Origin of the sequence: Pseudomonas sp. BR20, from assembly GCF_050780135.1 — a bacterium.
Lineage (GTDB): Bacteria > Pseudomonadota > Gammaproteobacteria > Pseudomonadales > Pseudomonadaceae > Aquipseudomonas.
Window position 1 is genome coordinate 4,346,378 of sequence record NZ_CP172012.1, and the last position, 18,869, is coordinate 4,365,246.

Here is an 18,869-nt window from a genome sequence, read left to right on the forward strand (position 1 = left end):
TCAGCGCGCCGAATCCACGCGTTGCATCTGTTCGTGCTCGTATCGCGGGTACAGGTGACTGACGCTGCGGATCAGTTCATAGCGGCTCAGGCTGATCGCGGCGAAGCGTTCGGGGATGGGGCTGCGGATCATCTCGGCCATGTCGCTGCCGTGGGCCGCGCCGTCACGCAAAAGTTGATCGAGCCAGGTCAGGTAGTCGCGCATCTGCGTGAAGGGTTGCGCGTCGCTGGCCACCGGGCCATGGCCGGGCACGATCAGGGTCCAGGGCAAGGCTTGCAGGGTGCCGAGGTCAGCCAGCCACACCGCCAGCCCTGGGCTGTTGGGGGTGGTGAGCGCGCGTTGGTAAAACACCAGGTCGCCGGCGAACAGCACGCCGGTGTTCTGGTCGAAGATCGCCAGGTCGGCACCGGTGTGACCGGTGAGCGCGAGCAGGCGCAAGTCGTGGCGGCCGACGCTCAGCACACCGGGTTCCAGCACCTGGGTGGGCAACACCACCTCGGTACCGCGCATCCAGTCGCCGACCATGCGGTAGAGGTTCTCCGCCATGCCGTCGCCCTGCTCATGCAGCAGCCGCGTGGTCTCGGCCAGGGCACCGATGGGCACGTCCTTGAAGGCCTGATTGCCCAGCGCATGGTCGGGGTGATGGTGGGTAATCAGCACCTGGATCACCGGTTTGGGGGTGACGCGGGCGATGGCCTCGCGCATGGCTTCGCCGTAGCGCCGCGACGGCCCGGTGTCGATCACCACCACGCCAGCCTCGGTGACAATGAAGGCGGTATTGACGATATTGCCGCCATTGGCCTTGGCAAAATTGTCGGTGCTGCCTTCAAGCAGCCAGGTGTCATCGGCGATCAACCGGGGCTTGAGGGCGTAGTCGAGGTCCGCCAGGGCGGGCAGGCTCAGGCCCAGGCATAACAATAGAATCCAGCGCATGCCGCGCTCCTTCTGGTCAGGGGATGGCCGCGTCGAACTCATTGCCGCTGTTGTCGCGCAGCACCAGGCGGGTGGGCCCCGGCGCGTCGATGTCGAAGGCCAGGTTGGGGTTCTCGCTGACCGCCGGGAACAACTCAAGATCAGCCAGCACCTGGCCGTCCTGGCCGCGCAGTTGCGCATGGTTGATAAAAAACTCGGGGATGCCGCTGACCATGCCATTGTCCATCGGGTGCGCCACCTGCACACGTACGCGGCTGAACTCGCCACGCGGGTAACGGCCGCCGAGCACTTCGCCGATGTGCTCTTCCCAGCCCGGCTGGGTGCGTACCACGCTGGGTGCGGTGCAGCCGCCACCGGCCGCGTCTATCAAGGTCGAGCCCACATGCCACAGCCCGTCATCGGTGAGCACCGCCGCCCGCAACGGCGTGGCCTGCTCGATACGAATCCGCAGCGACAGCCACGGCAGCACGCCGGCCTTGGGTTGGAAGTCGACGATTTTCGGCAATGGGTTGAGCTCGGCCCAGGCGAGGATTTTCACCACATGGCCGTTGAAGGCCCGGGCGTCGATTTCCAGCGGCACCTGGCGCGCATCTTCGGCGAACGGCGGCGCGAGCAGCTTGACTCGGTCGTCGAACACGAACGGCGCCTCGGCCAGGAACTGCTTGTGATAGAACGCCCACATCACCGACGGCACCGGGTCGACCTCCACGGCGTGAGCCGCCAGCGGCAGCCAGCACGCCAAGATGCAGCTCAGTCGCCAGTTCATCGCCTGCTCCTATTGATACATCTCGGGGACTTCGTACTGCAGGCCGTAACGGGCATAGATGGCTTGCACCGCACCCTCGCGGATCAGGCCTTCCAGCGCCTCTTCCACCGCGTAGGCCAACTGGCGATTGCTCTCGTGCACCGCCATGCCGATCTCCCAGCGCTGCTTGCCCATGTTCGGGTAGGCGTTTTCGGCGAGGGCCAGTTGCGGGTCGTGGGCTTCATGCACCTGCCAATCGACTTCGCCGCGCATCGCCATCACCGCATCGACCTCACCGGCTTTCATCGCCGCAAAGGCCTGGGGGACGTCTGGGTAGTGATGGGTCTTGGCGGCGAGCATGCCGTTGAACACCGAGGTGAGGTAGAACGACGGCACGCTGTCGACTTCAACGCCAATCGGGTGCCGCTCGAACACCGCCACGCTGGCAACCCTGTCCAGGCGCCGACGGTCGTAAGCCACCTGCCATTGTTCGTTCTGGTACGGCCCGAACATCACCACATGGCCGTTTTCCAGTTCGCCCTGGTCGTTGCGCTTCTGTGCGTAATCGTGATCGTAGGGCGCGCGCATCATCAGGTCGGCCAGTTGCTGGTTGTGCAACTGGCTGCCACGCCAGATGTAGTCGCGCAGGTCGTCGTCGAGCTTCTCGCCGGCCGGCGCCCAGATCAACTTGAGCCGTACCCCCAGCGCCGTGGCCAGGGCCTGGGCCAGTTCCACGTCGACCCCGCGCGCGGTGGCGCCGTCTTCGAAACTGTAGGGGGCGAAGTCCTTGTACACCGCCACCTTGATTTCGCCGTCAGCGATCATCTGGTCATAGCTGCGCACCTGCGCCTGTGCCGGCTGGCAACACAGCAGGGCCAGGCCAAGCACATAAGCGAACAGGCGCATGGCTTACTCCTCGACGTGCACGGTGTCCAGGTAGGTGCGCACGGCCCACAAGGCTTCCTGGCTCAGGTAGTCGGCCATTTTCGGCATGTACACGCGGCCGTCACGCACCGCGCCATGGCGCACGCGCTCGACGAACCACTCATCACCGGCTTCGCCCACATCGAGCATGCGCAGGTCGGGGGCGATACCGCCGGACTTGGCTTCCAGGCCGTGGCAGGCGGCGCAGTTCTGGTTATAGGCGGACGAACCGATTTCCACGGCCCGGTCGTGTTCTGCCGAGGTGCGGTACGGATTGACCGCCGCCCAGCCGTCTTCGTTGACCGGCACGCCGGCGTCCTTGATCGAGGTCAGGCCCTTGGTTTCCACCGCTTGCGGGACCACGTTGCCATGGGCCCAGGCGGAGCCCCCGGCGATCACACCGGCCAACAGCCCGGCGACGAGCAAGGCATTGTGTTTTGTTGTCATTATTTTTGCCCTCAGGATTGCACGCAAAACCTCATTGCAGAGGCTATGGCAACCATCTTAGAAACCCCGGGGCATGGGCCGTATGCTGCTTTGGTGGCCGGCTTATCCTCCCTTGGTAGTAGGGCTTGTGGGGCACGCCTAAAACAGCGGCGCCTCGGGAAGTCTTCCCGGCCACAGCGGGACTTTTTCCGTATCCGCCCGGCGCCCCGGCGTTCCACCCTGTGCAGGCCAAAACCTCCACTGGGAACTGCAACCATGACAATAAGATCGCTACCCGCCCGCTCACCTTTAAGCCTTGCCGTGCAAGCCTTTGTGCTGGTGGGCAGCCTGTCCCTCAGTGCCGTAACGTTCGCGGCCGCCGACCCCGCCAAACCGACGCGCAATGTCACCTGGGAAGACATCGCCAACGACCACCTGACCACCCAGGACGTGCTGCAATACGGCATGGGCACCAACGCCCAGCGCTGGAGCCCGCTGGCCCAGGTCAACGACAAGAACGTGTTCAAGCTCACCCCGGCCTGGTCCTACTCGTTCGGCGATGAGAAGCAACGCGGCCAGGAATCCCAGGCCATCGTCAGCGACGGCGTGGTCTACGTCACCGGCTCCTATTCCCGCGTGTTCGCCCTCGACGCCAAGACCGGCAAGCGCCTGTGGACCTACAACCACCGCCTTCCCGACAACATTCGCCCGTGCTGTGACGTGGTCAACCGTGGTGCGGCGATCTTCGGCGACAAGATCTACTTCGGCACCCTCGACGCGCGCCTGATCGCCCTCGACAAAAACACCGGCAAAGTGGTGTGGAACAAGAAGTTCGGCGACCACGCCGCCGGCTACACCATGACCGGCGCCCCGGTGCTGATCAAAGACAAGGTCAGCGGCAAGGTGCTGCTGATCCACGGCAGCTCCGGCGATGAATTCGGCGTGGTCGGCCAGCTGTTTGCCCGCGACCCCGACACCGGTGAAGAAGTGTGGATGCGCCCGTTCGTGGAAGGTCATATGGGCCGCCTCAACGGCAAGGACAGCACCCCCACCGGCGACGTCAAGGCCCCCTCGTGGCCGGATGACCCCACCACCGAAACCGGCAAGGTCGAGGCCTGGAGCCACGGCGGTGGCGCCCCTTGGCAGAGCGCAAGCTTCGATGCCGAGACCAACACGATCATCGTCGGCGCCGGCAACCCCGGCCCGTGGAACACCTGGGCGCGCACCGCCAAGGACGGCAACCCCCACGACTTCGACAGCCTCTACACCTCGGGCCAGGTCGGCGTCGATCCGAGCACCGGCGAAGTGAAGTGGTTCTACCAGCACACCCCGAACGACGCCTGGGACTTCTCCGGCAACAACGAGCTGGTGCTGTTCGACTACAAGGACAAGGACGGCAAGGTGGTCAAGGCCACCGGTCACGCCGACCGCAACGGTTTCTTCTACGTGGTGGACCGCAACAACGGCAAGCTGCAGAACGCCTTCCCCTTCGTCGACAACATCACCTGGGCCAGCCATATCGATCTGAAGACCGGGCGTCCGGTGGAGAACGAAGGCCAGCGCCCGGCCAAGCCATTGCCGGGTGAAACCAAAGGCAAACCGGTGGAAGTCTCGCCGCCGTTCCTGGGTGGCAAGAACTGGAACCCCATGGCCTACAGCCAGGACACCGGCCTGTTCTACATCCCGGGCAACCAGTGGAAAGAGGAATACTGGACCGAAGAGGTCAACTACAAGAAGGGCTCGGCGTACCTGGGCATGGGCTTTCGTATCAAGCGCATGTATGACGACCACGTCGGCACCCTGCGCGCGATGAACCCAACCACCGGCAAAGTGGTGTGGGAGCACAAGGAAACCCTGCCACTGTGGGCCGGCGTGTTGGCCACCAAGGGCAACCTGGTGTTTACCGGTACAGGCGACGGTTTCTTCAAGGCCTTCGACGCGAAAACCGGCAAGGAGCTGTGGAAGTTCCAGACCGGCAGCGGCATCGTCTCGCCGCCGATCACCTGGGAGCAGGATGGCGAGCAGTATGTCGGCGTGACCGTCGGCTATGGCGGCGCGGTGCCGTTGTGGGGCGGCGACATGGCCGAGCTGACCAAGCCGGTGGCGCAAGGCGGGTCGTTCTGGGTGTTCAAGATCCCGAGTTGGGATCAGAAGACCGCGCAAAAATAACCCCTGCGAGAATGCCGGGCCGCCTTTTGTAGCAAGCGGGTTCCCTTGTGGTGAGCCCGCTCACCACAGGATCCCCAGAGGTTACACGATGAACTATCTGCCCTTGTTACTCCTGCTCTCCCTGCCCCTGGCGCACGCCGACGACGGCGACGACACCCCGCTGATCATCAACGGCTGCACCATCGCCGAACACAGCCAATGCCCCGGCGCCAATCTCAAGGGCGCCAACCTGCGCAACCAGGACTTGAGCAAGATGAACCTGGCCGGCGCCGACCTGCGCGAGGCGGATCTGCGCCATGCCAACCTCGACCTCGCCAACCTGGAAAAAGCCCAGCTGCAAGGCGCCAACCTGACCCGCGCCAGCCTGCAACAGGCCAACCTGCGCCTGGCCAACTTCAGCGGCGCCACGCTGATGGCGATCCAGGGTTGGGGCCTGTTCGCCCAGGGTGCGCAGTTCGAAAACGCCAACCTCAGTGCGGCCTACCTGCAATTTGCACGGCTGTCCGGGGCAAAAATGCATAAGGCCAACCTGCGTGCGGCCGACCTGGAGATGACCTGGCTGAGCAAGGCCGACCTGCAAGGTGCGGACCTCAGCGATGCCAACCTGCAGGAAGCCAAGTTCGGCGAGAGCAACCTGGAACAGGCCACCCTCACCGGCAGTCGCCAGCACTATGCGAATTTCCAGGATGCGAATATGGAGGGCTGCCAGGATTGCCCAACGACCTGGGATCGCTGAAACGACGCCATTGAAATGTGGGAGGGGCTTGCCCCCTCCCACAGTGGGTTTTGTGCACACCCGGTTATCCAACCACCCGCACCACGCCCATATCGATCCCCAAGTGCACCAGCTCGGCATGGGAACTCACCTGCAATTTGCTCTTGAGCAAGGTCAGGTGATTGGACACGGTCTTGCTGCTGATATTCAGCTGGTCGGCAATCGTTCGGGTGGGCGTGCCCCTGGCCAGCATCAGGAAAATCTCCAGTTCACGCGGGGTCATGCCCTGCAAGCGTTGATCACTGGGGGTATAGGCCAGTTCGGTGGCCAGGGCCTGTTCGATGTAGGCGTGGCCGTCGAGGATGCGCCGCACCGCTTCGATCAACACCTCGGGTGCCGAGGTTTTGGTCAGGTAGCCAGAGGCCCCGGCGTCCAGGGCCTGGCGCACCAGGGGCAGCTCGTCGTGCATGCTGAAAAACAGCACACGCAGGTGCGGCAGGCGCTGGCGCAGACGCCGGGTGGTTTCCAGGCCGCTGATGCCCGGCAGGCCGAAGTCCATGATCACCAGGTGCGGCAGCGCTTCCTGGACCCGGCTCAACGCTTCTTCACCACTGGCCGCCTCGCGCACCTCAACGGCCGGCAGCAGCGCGCGCAGCAGGCTGGCATAGCCCTGGCGCACCACGGCGTGGTCATCCACCAACAGAATATTCATGAAGCCTCCAACGGCATGTTCAACGCCAACGCCCAGCCGGCGCCGGGCTGGCTGATGATCTTCAATTCGCCACCCAGGCAGCGGGCGCGTTCGGCCATCGAATACAGGCCCACACCCGGCCGCTGGGGCGTTTCTGCACCGCGACCGTTATCACGCACCCACAGGCGCAGGCGCGAACCGCGATGTTGCAGGCGCACGTGCACCTGGCTGGCGTCGGCATGCCGCAGGATGTTGGTCAGGGCTTCCTGGAGCAGGCGGTACAGATGGGTCTTGCTGGCGCCGGGCAACAGCGGCAGGTCCGTACTGACTTGCAGGTGGCAGGGAATGCCGTGGCTGGCCTGCCACTGCGTGACCAGCATCGAAAAAGCCTCGGCCATCGGCAGGTGTTGCAGGGCCACCGGATAGAGGTCGTGGACCAGCGCCCTGAAGCCTTGCTGCAAGTGCTCGCAGTGATCCTCCAATTGCGCCACCGTGGACGCCAGCAGATGCGGCTGGTCGGTAATCAGCCGCAACAGGCAGGCCTGGGCGCGAATGCCGGCCAGGTATTGGCCGAGGTCATCGTGCAGGGTCTGGGCCAGGTGGGTGCGCTCCTGCTCCTGCACTGCCAGCAGGGTCTGGGTGAGCCGGGTGTTATCGATGCGCGCCTGCTCCAGGGCGTCGGTCATGCGGTTGAAGTGCAGCGCCAATTGCCGTGCTTCCGGCGCGCCTTCACTGCGCAGGCGCACGTTAAGCTGGCCGGCGCACACCTGTTGCAGCGCGCGCAGCAATTCATCCAGCACGCCCATGCCACGGCGCACTGCCCAGCGAATGGTCAACAGGCTCAGCACCAAGGCCAGGGCGCACAGGCCCAGCAGTTGTTGCAGGGAGTCCCAGACCTCGTCGATTTCATCCCGTGGGTCAACGGCGATGGACACACGCCGACCGTCCGGCAAGTCCAGCACTTGGGCACTGCGTCGCGCCTCGGCAAACAGCAGGCGCCCGAGCCAGACGTCCAGTCCGTCCGGGGCCGGCGCTTGCGCGGTGTCGCCGCTCGCCAGCCAGTGCACACGTACATGGCGCAAACTCGCGGTGAGGTGGGGTTGCAGGCTGGCCGGGTCGCGCTCGGCGGTTTCGCTCAGGTAGTGCACCACCGCTTCGGCCGATTGCAGCTCGCGCTCCACATCGGCCAGGGCCTGGTGCAGCAACAGCGCGGTGCAGGCGCAGGTCACCAGGGCGAAGAAGCCGCACACCCACAGGTTGATGCGCCACAGGGCCGACAGGCCGGGCCGGGCGGTGAAGACGCGCATGCTCGTGTCACTCCTGTGAATAAGACCGTTAGGGACCCATGCTAAAACCGCACCCGCTGCGCGTGGCTACTACCTTGGTACTGCCCCAGCGCTACTTTCTGCATATTTGCAGCGACGTTCAGGGTTCCTATGCTGGCGCTACCTGTCATGGAGTGCCTTATGCGCCAGCTCGCCCCCTACGCCGTGATCTGCCTGCTGGCAATCGCCTGGGCCGCCACCGGCCAGGCCGCTGAAGCGCCCTTGCAGGTGCAGATCGGCTACCTGGGTTATCGGCCCGATCCGGGGCCGCTGCTGTCGAATGTAATTCCCGAGCCCGCCGATGCCGGGCAGCGCGGCGCTGAACTGGCGATCATCGACAGCAACAGCACCGGCGCCTTTCTCAACCAGCGCTACAGCCTGACGACCGCCACGGTAGACACCCCAGACGCCCTGCTCGCCGCCGCCCAAGCCCAGCATGCCCAGGGCCTGCGCCTGTTCGTGGTCAACGCGCCCGCCGCCAGCCTGCGCCAACTCAGCGCGGCGTTGCCCGACAGCCTGCTGTTCAATGCCGGCAGCCCGGATGACAGCCTGCGCAGCACCGACTGCCTGGGCAACGTGCTGCATACCCTGCCCAGCCGCGCGATGCTTGCCGATGCGCTGGCGCAGTTCCTGGTAGTGCGCAAATGGCAGAAAGCGCTGTTGATCGTCGGCCCCACCGAGGATGACCAGGCCTACGCCGCCGCCCTGCGTCGCGCCGCCAAACGCTTCGGCGTGCAGCTGGTGGCGGAAAAGGCCTGGCGTTTCGACAACGACCAACGCCGCAGCGCCCAGGCGGATATGCCGCTGTTCACCCAAACCGCCGAATACGACGTGGTGCTGGTGGCCGACGAGCGCGGCGACTTCGGCGAGTACGTGCCCTACCAGACCTGGTACCCGCGCCCCGTCGCCGGCACCCAGGGTCTGACGCCCACCGGCTGGCACAAAACCGTCGAGACCTACGGCGCCGCCCAATTGCAGAAACGCTTCGAGGCCCTGGCCGGGCGCTGGATGAACGACCGCGACTTCGCCGCCTGGATGGCCGTGCGCAGCATCGCCAGTGCAGTGAGCAAGTTGCGTCAGGTCGAGCCCATGGCGATCCGTCAACTGGAAATCAGCGAGCAACTGCCCCTGGATGGTTTCAAGGGCCGCAAGCTCAGCTACCGCCCCTGGAACGGCCAATTGCGCCAACCGATTCCCATCGTGCAGCCCCGCGCGCTGGTCAGCACCTCGCCCCAGGACGGTTTCCTGCACCCCACCAACGAAATGGACAGCCTGGGCTATGACAAACCCGAGGTGACCTGCCGCTTCCCTTGATCACCTACCCACAATAATAAGGAATCCGCCATGCGCCGCACCCTGCTCTCATGCGCCCTGCTGCTTGCCGCCGGGCACGCCATGGCCAGTACCGCCTGGGTCTCCAACGAGAAAGACAACAGCCTGAGCCTGATCGACATGCAGACCCTGCAAGTCACCGACACCCTCAAGGTCGGTCAGCGTCCGCGAGGCTTGCTGCTGTCCCATGACAATAAGCTGCTGTACATCTGCGCCAGCGACTCGGACCGCGTGCAGGTGATGGACGTGGCCACGCGCAAGATCATCAAGGAACTGCCCTCCGGCAAAGACCCCGAGCAGTTCGCCCTGCACCCCAATAACCGCTGGCTGTACGTGTCCAACGAAGACGACGCGCTGGTCACCGTGATCGACACCGAGACCGCCAAGGTGCTCGGCCAGATCAACGTCGGCGTCGAACCCGAAGGCATGGCCGTGAGCCCGGATGGCAAGTGGGCGGTAAACACCAGCGAAACCACCAACATGCTGCACTGGATCGACACCAGCACCCAGACCCTGGCCGACAGCACCCTGGTGGACCAGCGCCCGCGCTTCGTCGAGTTCAACCACGATGGCTCGCAGCTGTGGGCCTCGGCGGAAATCGGCGGCACCGTGACCATCCTCGACGTGGCCAGCCGCGCAATCCTCAAGACCCTGACCTTCAAGATCAAGGGCGTGCACCCGGACAAAGTCCAGCCGGTCGGCATCAAGCTCAGCGCCGACGGCAAGTACGGCTTTGTCGCCCTCGGCCCGGCCAACCATGTGGCCGTGATCGACGCCAAGACCTTCGAGGTCCTCGACTACCTGTTGGTGGGCCGCCGCGTGTGGCAGATGGCATTTACCCCGGACGAGAAACAGTTGCTGGCCACCAACGGCGTGAGCGGTGATGTGTCGGTGATCGATGTGGACAGCCTCAAGGTGATCAAGTCGGTGAAGGTAGGGCGTTATCCATGGGGCGTGGTGGTCACGCCATGAACGCCCTGGAGGTGCGCGACGTGAGCTTCGCCTACGGCGCACGGCAGGCCTTGTGCGAGGTGAGTTTCAGCCTCGCACCGGGGCGCTTTGCGGCGCTGCTGGGGCCCAATGGCGCCGGCAAATCCACCTTGATCGCCCTGCTCACGCGGCTGTATGACCTGCAAAGCGGCGACATTCGCGTGGGCGGTCATTCCCTGCGTGAGGCTCCGCGTGCGGCCCTTACACAACTGGGAGTGGTGTTCCAGCAAAGCACCCTGGACCTGGATTTGAGCGTGGAACAGAACCTGCGCTACCACGCCGCGCTGCACGGTTTATCACGGCGCCAGACCGACCTGCGCGTAGCCGCCGAACTGGCACGCCAGGCCCTCACCGAACGGCGCCGCGAAAAAGTTCGCGAGCTCAACGGCGGGCATCGGCGCCGGGTGGAAATCGCCCGGGCGTTGCTGCATGAGCCGCGCTTGCTGCTGTTGGATGAAGCCAGCGTCGGCCTCGACCCGGCTAGCCGCCTGGCGCTGAACCAGCACGTGCGCAGCCTGTGCCTCGAACAGGGCATCAGCGTGCTGTGGACCACCCACCTGCTCGACGAAGTACAGGCCGACGATGCGTTGATGATCCTGCATCAGGGCCGTCTGGTGGCCAGTGGGCAAGTCGATGCCTTGATCGCGCAACAAGGCGGCGACCTCGGCAGTGTGTTCGCGCGCTTGACGCGCCCCACCACGACGGGAGCTGCGGCATGAACGCTTACTGGCAATGCCTGCGCGGCATCGTCCTGCGCGAGTGGCTGCGGTTTGTGTTGCAGCGCACGCGGTTTCTCAGTGCGCTGGTGCGGCCATTGCTGTGGCTGCTGGTGTTCGCCGCCGGGTTCCGCGCCGCGTTGGGCATCTCGGTGATCGAACCCTACGACACCTACATCCCCTACGAGGTGTACATCATCCCGGGGCTGGCCTGCATGATCCTGCTGTTCAACGGCATGCAAGGCTCGCTGTCGATGGTCTACGACCGCGAGATGGGCAGCATGCGCGTGCTGCTGACCAGCCCGTTGCCGCGCACGTTTTTGCTGTGCAGCAAGCTGTTGGCCACCGCGCTGATTTCGCTGTTGCAGGTGTATGGGTTCCTGGCGATCGCCTGGGTGTACGGCGTGCAACCGCCGGCCATGGGACTGTTGATCGCCCTGCCGGCGTTGCTGCTGGTGGCCTTGATGTTGAGCGCCCTGGGCCTGTTGCTGTCGAACGCGATTCGCCAGTTGGAGAACTTTGCCGGGGTGATGAACTTCGTGATCTTCCCGCTGTTTTTCCTGTCGTCGGCGCTGTACCCGTTGTGGAAGATGCGCGACTCCAGCGAATGGCTGTACTGGCTGTGCGCGGTCAACCCGTTTACCCACGCCGTGGAGCTGGTGCGCTTTGCCCTGTACGAACGCTTCGCCGGCCTGGCCTTGGCAGTGTGCCTGGGCTTGACCGTGCTGTTCGCGGTGTTGGCGGTGCTGACGTTCAATCCCCAGCATGCGGCGTTGCGCAAAAAGGGCTGAAGGCGGCAAAAACTACTACTTTAGTACTGGTTTTCCTGTCTATCGTCGCATTCCCAAGGGCTCGGGACTCACGTGTAATGCGCGCATAACGATAAGGATCGCCCTGCCATGCTGTACGCCCGACTGCCTCTGTTGGCACTGCTGTGCCTGTTCGTCGCTAACGTTCAGGCCGACACTCCACTGTTTTCCGCCGACGGCTACCGCATCAGCCTGTACCGCAGCCCCACGCCCGACCACCTGCCAGGCGCCACGATTGTCGACACTGCGGCCCTGCAAACCCTGCTCAGCCAAACACCCGCGCCCGTGCTGATCGACGTGTACCGCCGCCAGTGGCTGCAAGGGCGCTTCATCGAAGACCAGCCCCACGCCAACCTGCCCGGCAGCCACTGGCTGGCCAATACCGGCGACGGCGACCTGACGCCGGAGTGGCAGAGCTATTTCGTGCGCCACTTGTATACCTACAGCGGCGGCGACCTCAAGCGACCGTTGGTCTTCTACTGCCGCGCCGATTGCTGGCTGAGTTGGAACGCGGTAAAACGTGCCGCCAACCTCGGCTATACCTCTGTGTACTGGTATCGCGACGGCCTGGATGCCTGGGAAGCGGCGAAGCTGCCGGTGACGGTCGCCCAACCCGAGCCATTTCAAACATCACAATAAGAAAGGTGAACGGCCATGTACAAAATCCTGATTGCCGACGATCACCCACTGTTTCGCGAAGCGATCCATAACGTCATCAGCGACGGCTTTCCCGGCAGCGAAGTGATGGAAACCGCCGACCTCGACAGCGCCCTGGCGCTGACCCAGGAACACGACGACCTCGACCTGATCCTGCTCGACCTGAACATGCCCGGCATGCACGGCCTCAATGGCCTGATCAACCTGCGCAACGAGGCGCCGACCATTCCGGTGGTAATCGTCTCGGCCGAGCAGGACAAGCAGGTCGTGCTGCAAGCCATCACCTATGGCGCCGTGGGTTTTATCACCAAATCCTCGCCGCGCCTGCAAATGACCGAGGCGATCCAGCAGATTCTCAACGGCAACGTGTACCTGCCGCCGGACATCATCCGCACCCAGAAGCCCGGCACCCACCGGCGCCTCAACGAAAACCCCGGCTTCGCCCCCGAGCTGCTGCAAGCCCTGACACGCAAGCAATTGCTGGTGCTGGAACGCATGACCAAGGGCGAGTCGAACAAACAGATCGCGTACACCCTGGAGATTGCCGAGACCACGGTGAAGGCCCACGTGTCGGCGATATTGCGCAAGTTGAACGTGCATAACCGGGTGCAGGCGATCCTCAGTGCCGGGGATATCGATTTCGGCTCGTACCTGCGCCGCTGACCCGTCTGACACAACACAAATCAAATGTGGGAGGGGGCTTGCCCCCGATAGCAGTGGACCAGTCGACATCTGCTTGGCTGAAACACCGCCATCGGGAGCAAGCCCCCTCCCACACTGGATCTCCGTTTGTCAGGACCGGCCGAGTAAGTGGCTCATGGCAGTCTTGAGCTTGATCAGACGTACCTGCGCCGCCAATCTTCCAGGCACAACACTGGTCAAATGTGGGAGGGGGCTTGCTCCCGATGGCGGTGCATCAGTCAGTTATGATGTCGACTGACCCACCGCTATCGGGAGCAAGCCCCCTCCCACATTTTGATCTCCACTTGTGGGTATTTCGCCGTTCATTTGCCGAGCAGGTGGCTCATGGCGGTCTTGAGTTTCATTGGGCGTACCGGCTTGTGCATCAAGGTGTGCCCCAACTCACGAATCTGCAGCTTCAACTCGTTGCTGTAGTTGGCGGTGATCATCAGTGCCGGTATCGCGCGGCCGCGGCGTCCATTGATGCGGGCGACGGCGTCGACGCCGTTCTGGTCGTCGTCGAGGTGGTAGTCGGCGATCAGCAAGTCGGCTTCGGCATGGTAGTTGTCCACCTGCCGTGCCAGGTCTTGCTCCGACAACGCCGTGATCACCTGGCAGCCCCAGCCTTCCAGCAAGGTGCGCATGCCCGCGCAGATCGCCGCGTCATTATCCAGCACCCACACCCGTGCGCCTTGCAGGCGTTCGAGCATCGGCTCGCTCATGGCCAGCATTGGCAGCGACTTGGGCGCCGTGGCGCTCAACGGCACCTCCACCGAGAACATCGAGCCCTTGCCCGGCCAGGATTTGACGCTGATGCGATGACCCAGGATCCCGGCGATCTTTTCCACAATCGCCAGCCCCAGGCCCAACCCACGGTCCTGGTCGGGCCGCTGCACATCGCCGCGCTTGAACTCCTGGAAAATCTCCTCCAACCGCTCCTCGGCGATGCCCATGCCGCTGTCCCATACCTGGATCAACAAACGCTGATGCTGGCGGCGACAGCCCAGCACCACACGGCCCTTGTAGGTGTAGCGAATCGCGTTGCTCAACAGGTTGCGCAGAATCCGCGCCAGCAACTGAATATCGCTGCGCACCAGCGCCGAACAGCCGACAAAATGCAATTCCAGGCCCTCGCTGCGGGCCAATTCGGTGTACTCGGCGGCCAGGTTGTCGAGCAGTTCACTCAGGGCAAACGGCGCGATGTCGGCCTTGATCACCCCGGCATCCAGCTTGGAGATATCCACCAGGGTGCCCAGCAGGTTTTCCACGTCTTCCAGGGAATTGCTCACGTTGCGCACTAGGGTTTCGCTGGGCCGCTCCAGCAGCGCGCTGGTAAACAGGCGCGCCGCATTCAAAGGTTGCAGCAGGTCATGGCTGACGGCGGCGAGGAATTTGGTTTTCGACAGGTTGGCCTGCTCGGCCTCGAGCTTGGCTTCACGCAGGCGCGCCTCCACGCGGCGGCGCTCGTCGATCTCCTGCAATAACTGGTCGTTGAGCGCGGTCAGTTCCGAGGTGCGCTGGGCCACGCGTTGCTCCAGGTGCTGATAGGCCTGGTGCAGGGCTTCGGCGGTGCGGCGGCGTTCGGTGATGTCGCGGATCAGCACGAAGATCCCCACCACTTCGCCGCTGGCCAGCATATTCGGCACATAGGAGCGCAGCATGTAGCGCTCCTGGTTATTGATGTTGGTCTCGGCGAATTCAAAGGTCACGCTCTCCCCCGCCAGGGCGCGGGCGACGTAGGCATCCAGGCGCTGGCAGTGCTGCTCGCTGTGGACTTCGCGCAAGCTCTGGCCGAGCATCATGCCGCGCGGCCAGCAATACCATTCTTCATAGACTTTGTTGGTGAACTCGTAGACCAGGTCGGCATTCAGGTAGCCGATCAGGGCCGGGACGTTATCGGTGATCAGGCGAATCCAGCGTTCGCTTTCCTGGGCCTTTTGCGCCGCTGCCTGTTCGCCGCGCAGGGTTTCGGCGCGCAGCCGCGCGTTGATCAGCAAGTGGTTGCTGGCCTTGAGTTCGGCCATCGCCTGGTTCAGCGCGTCGGTGCGTTCGCGCACTTGCTCGGCCAGCACCACCGAATGCTGAAAGGTGGTGTAAGGGTTATTGCCCTGGACCATGCCGGACTCGATGCGCTCGATCAGCGCCGCGTTGATCCGTGCCAGCTTGTGGTTGTCCTGTTGCAGCTGGGCAACCTGGGCGAGCAGTTCAGCGCCGACCTCGGGCAATGGCGACTCCAGTGAAGGTCTGGTTGATATGCATGCCATTGAACTGTTCTCCGTAGGTGTTGAAGCCCATCACCCGCTGGTCACGCAGGAAACCGCCGATCTGTTCCAGATTGTCGCTGTCTTCCAACTCCAGGCGGCGCAGGAAGCAGTCGCAGCCGATGGTCAACAGCAGGTCGCCCAGGCGCGCTTGCAGGCCGTCGAACAGGGTTTGCAGGTTTGGCAGGATCGGCCCGGGTTTCATCACGGTGAGGACGATGCCGTTTTCCACCGCGCAGTAGAAACTCAGGCTCAGGTCGTCGTGCACTTGCTGGATCGCCCGCACGTAGTACTGGTCGTGGATGCGCACTGCCAACGGGTGCGCCGCGAAGACGCGGTGATCGAGGTCGGCCACGGCCACGCCGATATGCCGCGCGTACTCTTCGGCGGCGGGTTCGGCGTTGAGCTCGAATACCCGGCGCGACGGGCTGTCGGCGCCGGTCACCACCAGTTTTTCGTTGCGCGGCAGGATGTGGTGGGTGGTGAACACCTCGAAATCCAGCCAGGTATTGACCAGCACCACCACCGCCGCGCCGCTGTGGAAGGCGCCGTTGAAGTACACGTGGGTGTGGGTGAGGAAGTTGTCGTCACCGGCCGAACCGCCGAAATGCGGGATGTCGCCAAGCGCCGCGCTGAGGGCGGCGAGCACCACCTCTTCACGGCTGGACAGGCCATCGAGCAGGGTCAGGGCGAAGGTGTTGCCCTTGATCGGCGCCAGGGTATTGCTGCGGCAACCGCCGACCAGACGTTCGACCATCTGCTGGGCGTCGATCAGGCTGAAGTGTTCCACCTGGTCGATCAGCTCCGTGGCGATGGAAAAGTGCGCGTGGTTAAAGCCCATTGCCGTCACGCAATTGCGGCCGTAGCCCTGGGGCGTGATCTCGCCGGCGCTGGTGCAGCCCACTACGCGCACGTTACCGAAACATTCTTGCAGGGCGTGGCCCAGGGCCTGCAGGTCGTAGGAGGCCGAGCAGAAAAACAGCACGAAGCCCAGGTACGGATGCAACAGTTGCCGCGCCAACTCCTCGGCGGCCTGCCCGGCATCGGTGGCCTGGGACATGGCACTGACTACGCCTTCACTGTTATGCATCGTTACCTCCCCCTCTGAGGCATGAGTGTACGAAGGGCGGAGGGTGGGACCTATGCTACTTGGGTACTGGGTGGGGGGATGCGATGGGATGAATCGCTCAAAAACAAGGGAGATTCAAATGTGGGAGGGGGCTTGCCCCGATGCAGTGGGTCAGCCAAAAATAAGCTGACTGGCCCACCGCTATCGGGGGCAAGCCCCCTCCCACACTTGGATTGCATTTCAGGTTCAGAGCACGGCGTTGACCAGCATGCCAATCGCCACCAGCACACACAGGCTGGCAAACCCCACCTGCAAGGTGCGTGCGGCAATCACCGAGCACAGGCGCCGGCCGATCAGCATGCCGACGATACTCGCCGCGATGAACACCCAGCCCACGGGTTCGATGCGCACCCCGGCATGGAACGCGCCGGCCACGCCGATCAGCGAAATCAGGCTGATCACCATCAGCGACGTGGCGACGATGCCACGCATCTGCACGTCGGTGAGTTGCTTGAACGCCGGCACGATCAAAAAGCCGCCGCCCACCCCGAGCAAACCCGAGACCGCCCCCGTCACCGCGCCCAGTGCAGCCAGGGTGGCGCTGCATTTGGCGGTCCAGGCCAGGCGCCCGGTCTGTTGATTGAGCATGCAGTTCTTCTGGCCCCAGGACGCCGCGCCATGGTCACTCGGCCCGGCCTCGAGCTTTTCGCGCTGCAACATGCGCCAGGCCACCAGCACCATCAACACACTGAACAGCCCCATCAGCACCGGCTCCGGCAACTGGTGGGCGAGAAACACCCCCAGCGGCGAAAACAGCGCGCCGAGCAAGGCGATCAACAGCGCGGCGCGGTAACGCACCAGGCCGTGGCGTAACCCGTCAATCGCCCCGACGGCCGCTGCCGCGCCCACCGCCAGCAACGACACCGGCGCGGCCTGGGTCATCGTCAAGCCCAACCCCAGCACCAACGCCGGCACCCCGAGGATGCCGCCGCCCGCGCCGGTCAGACCCATGACCAGGCCCATCAACATCCCCAACACACTGGCCAGCAGCATTTAATCCACCTTGCTCAGACGGGTCAGCCACTCGCGGCCCTTGAGCATGCCGTTCCAGTAGAACCACGGCAGCCAGGTCGCCTTGAGAAACCACATCGAACGGCGCGCCCGGGTCGGGTCGAGGGGAAAGGTCGGCAGCAACTTGCCGCCGTAGCCGAACTCGGCCAATACCACCTTGCCCTTCTCCACCGTCAGCGGGCACGAGCCATAGCCGTCGTACTTGAGCGGCAGCGGCGCCTGTCTGCGCAGGGCCAGCAGGTTTTCGGCGACCACCACGATTTGCTTGCGCACGGCGGCGGCGGTCTTGGCGTTGCTGGTGCCGCACACATCGCCCAGGCCGAAGATCTGCGGATAGCGCAGGTGCTGCAGGCTGTGGGGGTTCACCTCGCACCAGCCGGCAGCGTCGGCCAGCGGGCTTTGGCGGATAAACTCCGGGGCAACTTGCGGCGGCACCACGTGCAGCAGGTCGAAGGATTTTTCCTCGAGCGTGACGTTGCCCTCGGCATCCTTCACCTCGAACCAGGCCTTGCGCGCCGGGCCGTCGACCTTGACCAGGTTGGCGTTGAACGCCAGGCGCGCGTTGTATTTCTCCACGTATTTCATCAACGGCGGCACAAAGGTCGCCACGCCGAACAGCGCCGCGCCGGCCAGGTTGAACTCGACGTCGATGTGTTTAAGGTCGCCCTGCCTGAGCCAGTGATCGCAGGACAGGTACATGGCCTTTTGCGGCGCACCCGCGCATTTGATCGGCATGGCCGGCTGGGTAAAGATCGCCTTGCCGCCCTTGAGTTGCTGCACCAGTTGCCAGGTGTAGGCGGCGCTTTCGTAGCTGTAATTGGAGGTGACGCCGTGCTGGCCAAGGGTCTCTTCCAGGCCTTCGACCTTCTCCCAGGCAAGGCGCAGGCCCGGGCAGACGATCAGGTTGTTCCAAGTGACGCGCTGGCCGCTGTCGAGCACCAGGGTGCGCTCGTCCGGCAACAGTTCGGTGACGGCGGCCTGCACCCAGGTGACTCCATTGGGCAGCACATCGGCCAGGGGGCGTCGGGTCTTTTTCAGGTCGTAGGCACCGCCGCCGACCAGGGTCCAGGCCGGCTGGTAGCAGTGATGGTCGCTGGGTTCGATGAGGGTGATGTTCAGGTCGGGGTCGCGCTTGAGCAGGCTGGCCAGCAGGCCGATGCCTGCCGAACCGCCGCCGATGACGACGATATCGCCACTGATGGTTGGCCCCCAGTGTTGGTCGGTCATGGTCTATTGCCTTTTATCGTCAATGCACACAAGGGTCGCTGCCGTATGGCGTCACGCCCCGCGATGGGTCGATGCTTTGCCTCGAATCGTTTTTTTGCCTTAAGCTCGCAAGCCTATGTGGAAAACAT

Annotated in this window: 18 protein-coding genes; 8 read left to right on the forward strand and 10 right to left on the reverse strand. The window is 64.0% G+C overall.

What is annotated here, in order from left to right; all coding sequences use genetic code 11:
* From ACHPFG_RS19780 to pedF, 4 genes are read right to left on the reverse strand one after another with little or no spacing between them, the layout of a single operon-like run.
* The gene (locus ACHPFG_RS19780; protein WP_431700224.1) at positions 1 to 933 is read right to left on the reverse strand and encodes a quinoprotein relay system zinc metallohydrolase 1; all 933 of its coding nucleotides are present in this window, start codon (positions 931 to 933) and stop codon (positions 1 to 3) included.
* Positions 934 to 949: 16 nt separating this feature from the next.
* Positions 950 to 1,699 (reverse strand): quinoprotein dehydrogenase-associated SoxYZ-like carrier, encoded by a 750-nt coding sequence (locus ACHPFG_RS19785; RefSeq protein ID WP_092490238.1) that lies wholly within the window; start codon positions 1,697 to 1,699, stop codon positions 950 to 952.
* Between the two features lie 9 nt (positions 1,700 to 1,708).
* A complete protein-coding gene (locus tag ACHPFG_RS19790; RefSeq protein WP_431700225.1) occupies positions 1,709 to 2,584 on the reverse strand; it encodes a substrate-binding periplasmic protein in 876 nt (291 codons plus the stop codon).
* A 3-nt stretch (positions 2,585 to 2,587) separates the two neighbouring features.
* Positions 2,588 to 3,049 (reverse strand): cytochrome c-550 PedF, encoded by a 462-nt coding sequence (gene pedF / locus ACHPFG_RS19795; protein WP_431700226.1) that lies wholly within the window; start codon positions 3,047 to 3,049, stop codon positions 2,588 to 2,590.
* 255 nt (positions 3,050 to 3,304) lie between these two features.
* Here pedF and exaA point away from each other — a divergent pair, with 255 nt between their 5' ends.
* Together exaA and ACHPFG_RS19805 are read left to right on the forward strand one after the other, a co-directional pair.
* Positions 3,305 to 5,197, forward strand: a complete 1,893-nt coding sequence (gene exaA / locus ACHPFG_RS19800; protein WP_431700227.1) for a quinoprotein ethanol dehydrogenase — start codon at positions 3,305 to 3,307, stop codon at positions 5,195 to 5,197.
* Between the two features lie 88 nt (positions 5,198 to 5,285).
* Positions 5,286 to 5,933 (forward strand): pentapeptide repeat-containing protein, encoded by a 648-nt coding sequence (locus ACHPFG_RS19805; RefSeq protein WP_431700228.1) that lies wholly within the window; start codon positions 5,286 to 5,288, stop codon positions 5,931 to 5,933.
* A 64-nt stretch (positions 5,934 to 5,997) separates the two neighbouring features.
* Here the strand turns inward: ACHPFG_RS19805 and ACHPFG_RS19810 are convergent, their stop codons facing one another.
* On the reverse strand, positions 5,998 to 6,624 hold the full coding sequence (locus ACHPFG_RS19810) for a response regulator transcription factor (protein WP_339451711.1): 627 nt from the start codon (positions 6,622 to 6,624) through the stop codon (positions 5,998 to 6,000).
* The gene (locus tag ACHPFG_RS19815) at positions 6,621 to 7,883 is read right to left on the reverse strand and encodes a histidine kinase (protein WP_431703501.1); all 1,263 of its coding nucleotides are present in this window, start codon (positions 7,881 to 7,883) and stop codon (positions 6,621 to 6,623) included. The genes ACHPFG_RS19810 and ACHPFG_RS19815 overlap by 4 nt, the downstream gene beginning before the upstream one ends.
* 186 nt (positions 7,884 to 8,069) lie before the next feature.
* Between ACHPFG_RS19815 and ACHPFG_RS19820 the strand changes: the two genes are divergently transcribed.
* The 6 genes from ACHPFG_RS19820 (at position 8,070) to ACHPFG_RS19845 (ending at position 13,095) form a co-directional block, all read left to right on the forward strand.
* Positions 8,070 to 9,242, forward strand: coding sequence for an ABC transporter substrate-binding protein (locus tag ACHPFG_RS19820; protein ID WP_184742907.1), 1,173 nt, complete (start codon positions 8,070 to 8,072; stop codon positions 9,240 to 9,242).
* Between the two features lie 30 nt (positions 9,243 to 9,272).
* On the forward strand, positions 9,273 to 10,232 hold the full coding sequence (locus tag ACHPFG_RS19825; protein WP_131698169.1) for a YVTN family beta-propeller repeat protein: 960 nt from the start codon (positions 9,273 to 9,275) through the stop codon (positions 10,230 to 10,232).
* Entirely contained in the window at positions 10,229 to 10,969 is a 741-nt protein-coding gene (locus ACHPFG_RS19830) for an ABC transporter ATP-binding protein (protein WP_167655729.1), read from the forward strand. Before ACHPFG_RS19825 ends, ACHPFG_RS19830 begins: the two co-directional genes overlap by 4 nt.
* Entirely contained in the window at positions 10,966 to 11,757 is a 792-nt protein-coding gene (locus tag ACHPFG_RS19835; RefSeq protein WP_053138584.1) for an ABC transporter permease, read from the forward strand. Before ACHPFG_RS19830 ends, ACHPFG_RS19835 begins: the two co-directional genes overlap by 4 nt.
* 108 nt (positions 11,758 to 11,865) lie before the next feature.
* Complete coding sequence (locus tag ACHPFG_RS19840) at positions 11,866 to 12,414, forward strand: PQQ-dependent catabolism-associated CXXCW motif protein (RefSeq protein WP_131698171.1); 549 nt, start codon at positions 11,866 to 11,868, stop codon at positions 12,412 to 12,414.
* 15 nt (positions 12,415 to 12,429) lie between these two features.
* Positions 12,430 to 13,095 carry a response regulator transcription factor gene (locus ACHPFG_RS19845; protein ID WP_010209341.1) on the forward strand — a complete coding sequence of 222 codons (666 nt, stop codon included), beginning with the start codon at positions 12,430 to 12,432 and terminating at the stop codon, positions 13,093 to 13,095.
* 341 nt (positions 13,096 to 13,436) lie between these two features.
* Here the strand turns inward: ACHPFG_RS19845 and ACHPFG_RS19850 are convergent, their stop codons facing one another.
* The 4 genes from ACHPFG_RS19850 to ACHPFG_RS19865 form a co-directional block, all read right to left on the reverse strand.
* On the reverse strand, positions 13,437 to 15,377 hold the full coding sequence (locus tag ACHPFG_RS19850) for a PAS domain-containing hybrid sensor histidine kinase/response regulator (RefSeq protein ID WP_131698172.1): 1,941 nt from the start codon (positions 15,375 to 15,377) through the stop codon (positions 13,437 to 13,439).
* Positions 15,319 to 16,464 (reverse strand): nitric oxide-sensing protein NosP, encoded by a 1,146-nt coding sequence (gene nosP / locus ACHPFG_RS19855; protein WP_259244080.1) that lies wholly within the window; start codon positions 16,462 to 16,464, stop codon positions 15,319 to 15,321. Before nosP ends, ACHPFG_RS19850 begins: the two co-directional genes overlap by 59 nt.
* Before the next feature lie 225 nt (positions 16,465 to 16,689).
* Positions 16,690 to 17,496, reverse strand: a complete 807-nt coding sequence (locus ACHPFG_RS19860; protein WP_145336178.1) for a sulfite exporter TauE/SafE family protein — start codon at positions 17,494 to 17,496, stop codon at positions 16,690 to 16,692.
* Entirely contained in the window at positions 17,497 to 18,741 is a 1,245-nt protein-coding gene (locus tag ACHPFG_RS19865; RefSeq protein ID WP_339453257.1) for an NAD(P)/FAD-dependent oxidoreductase, read from the reverse strand.
* Positions 18,742 to 18,869: the final 128 nt, after the last annotated feature.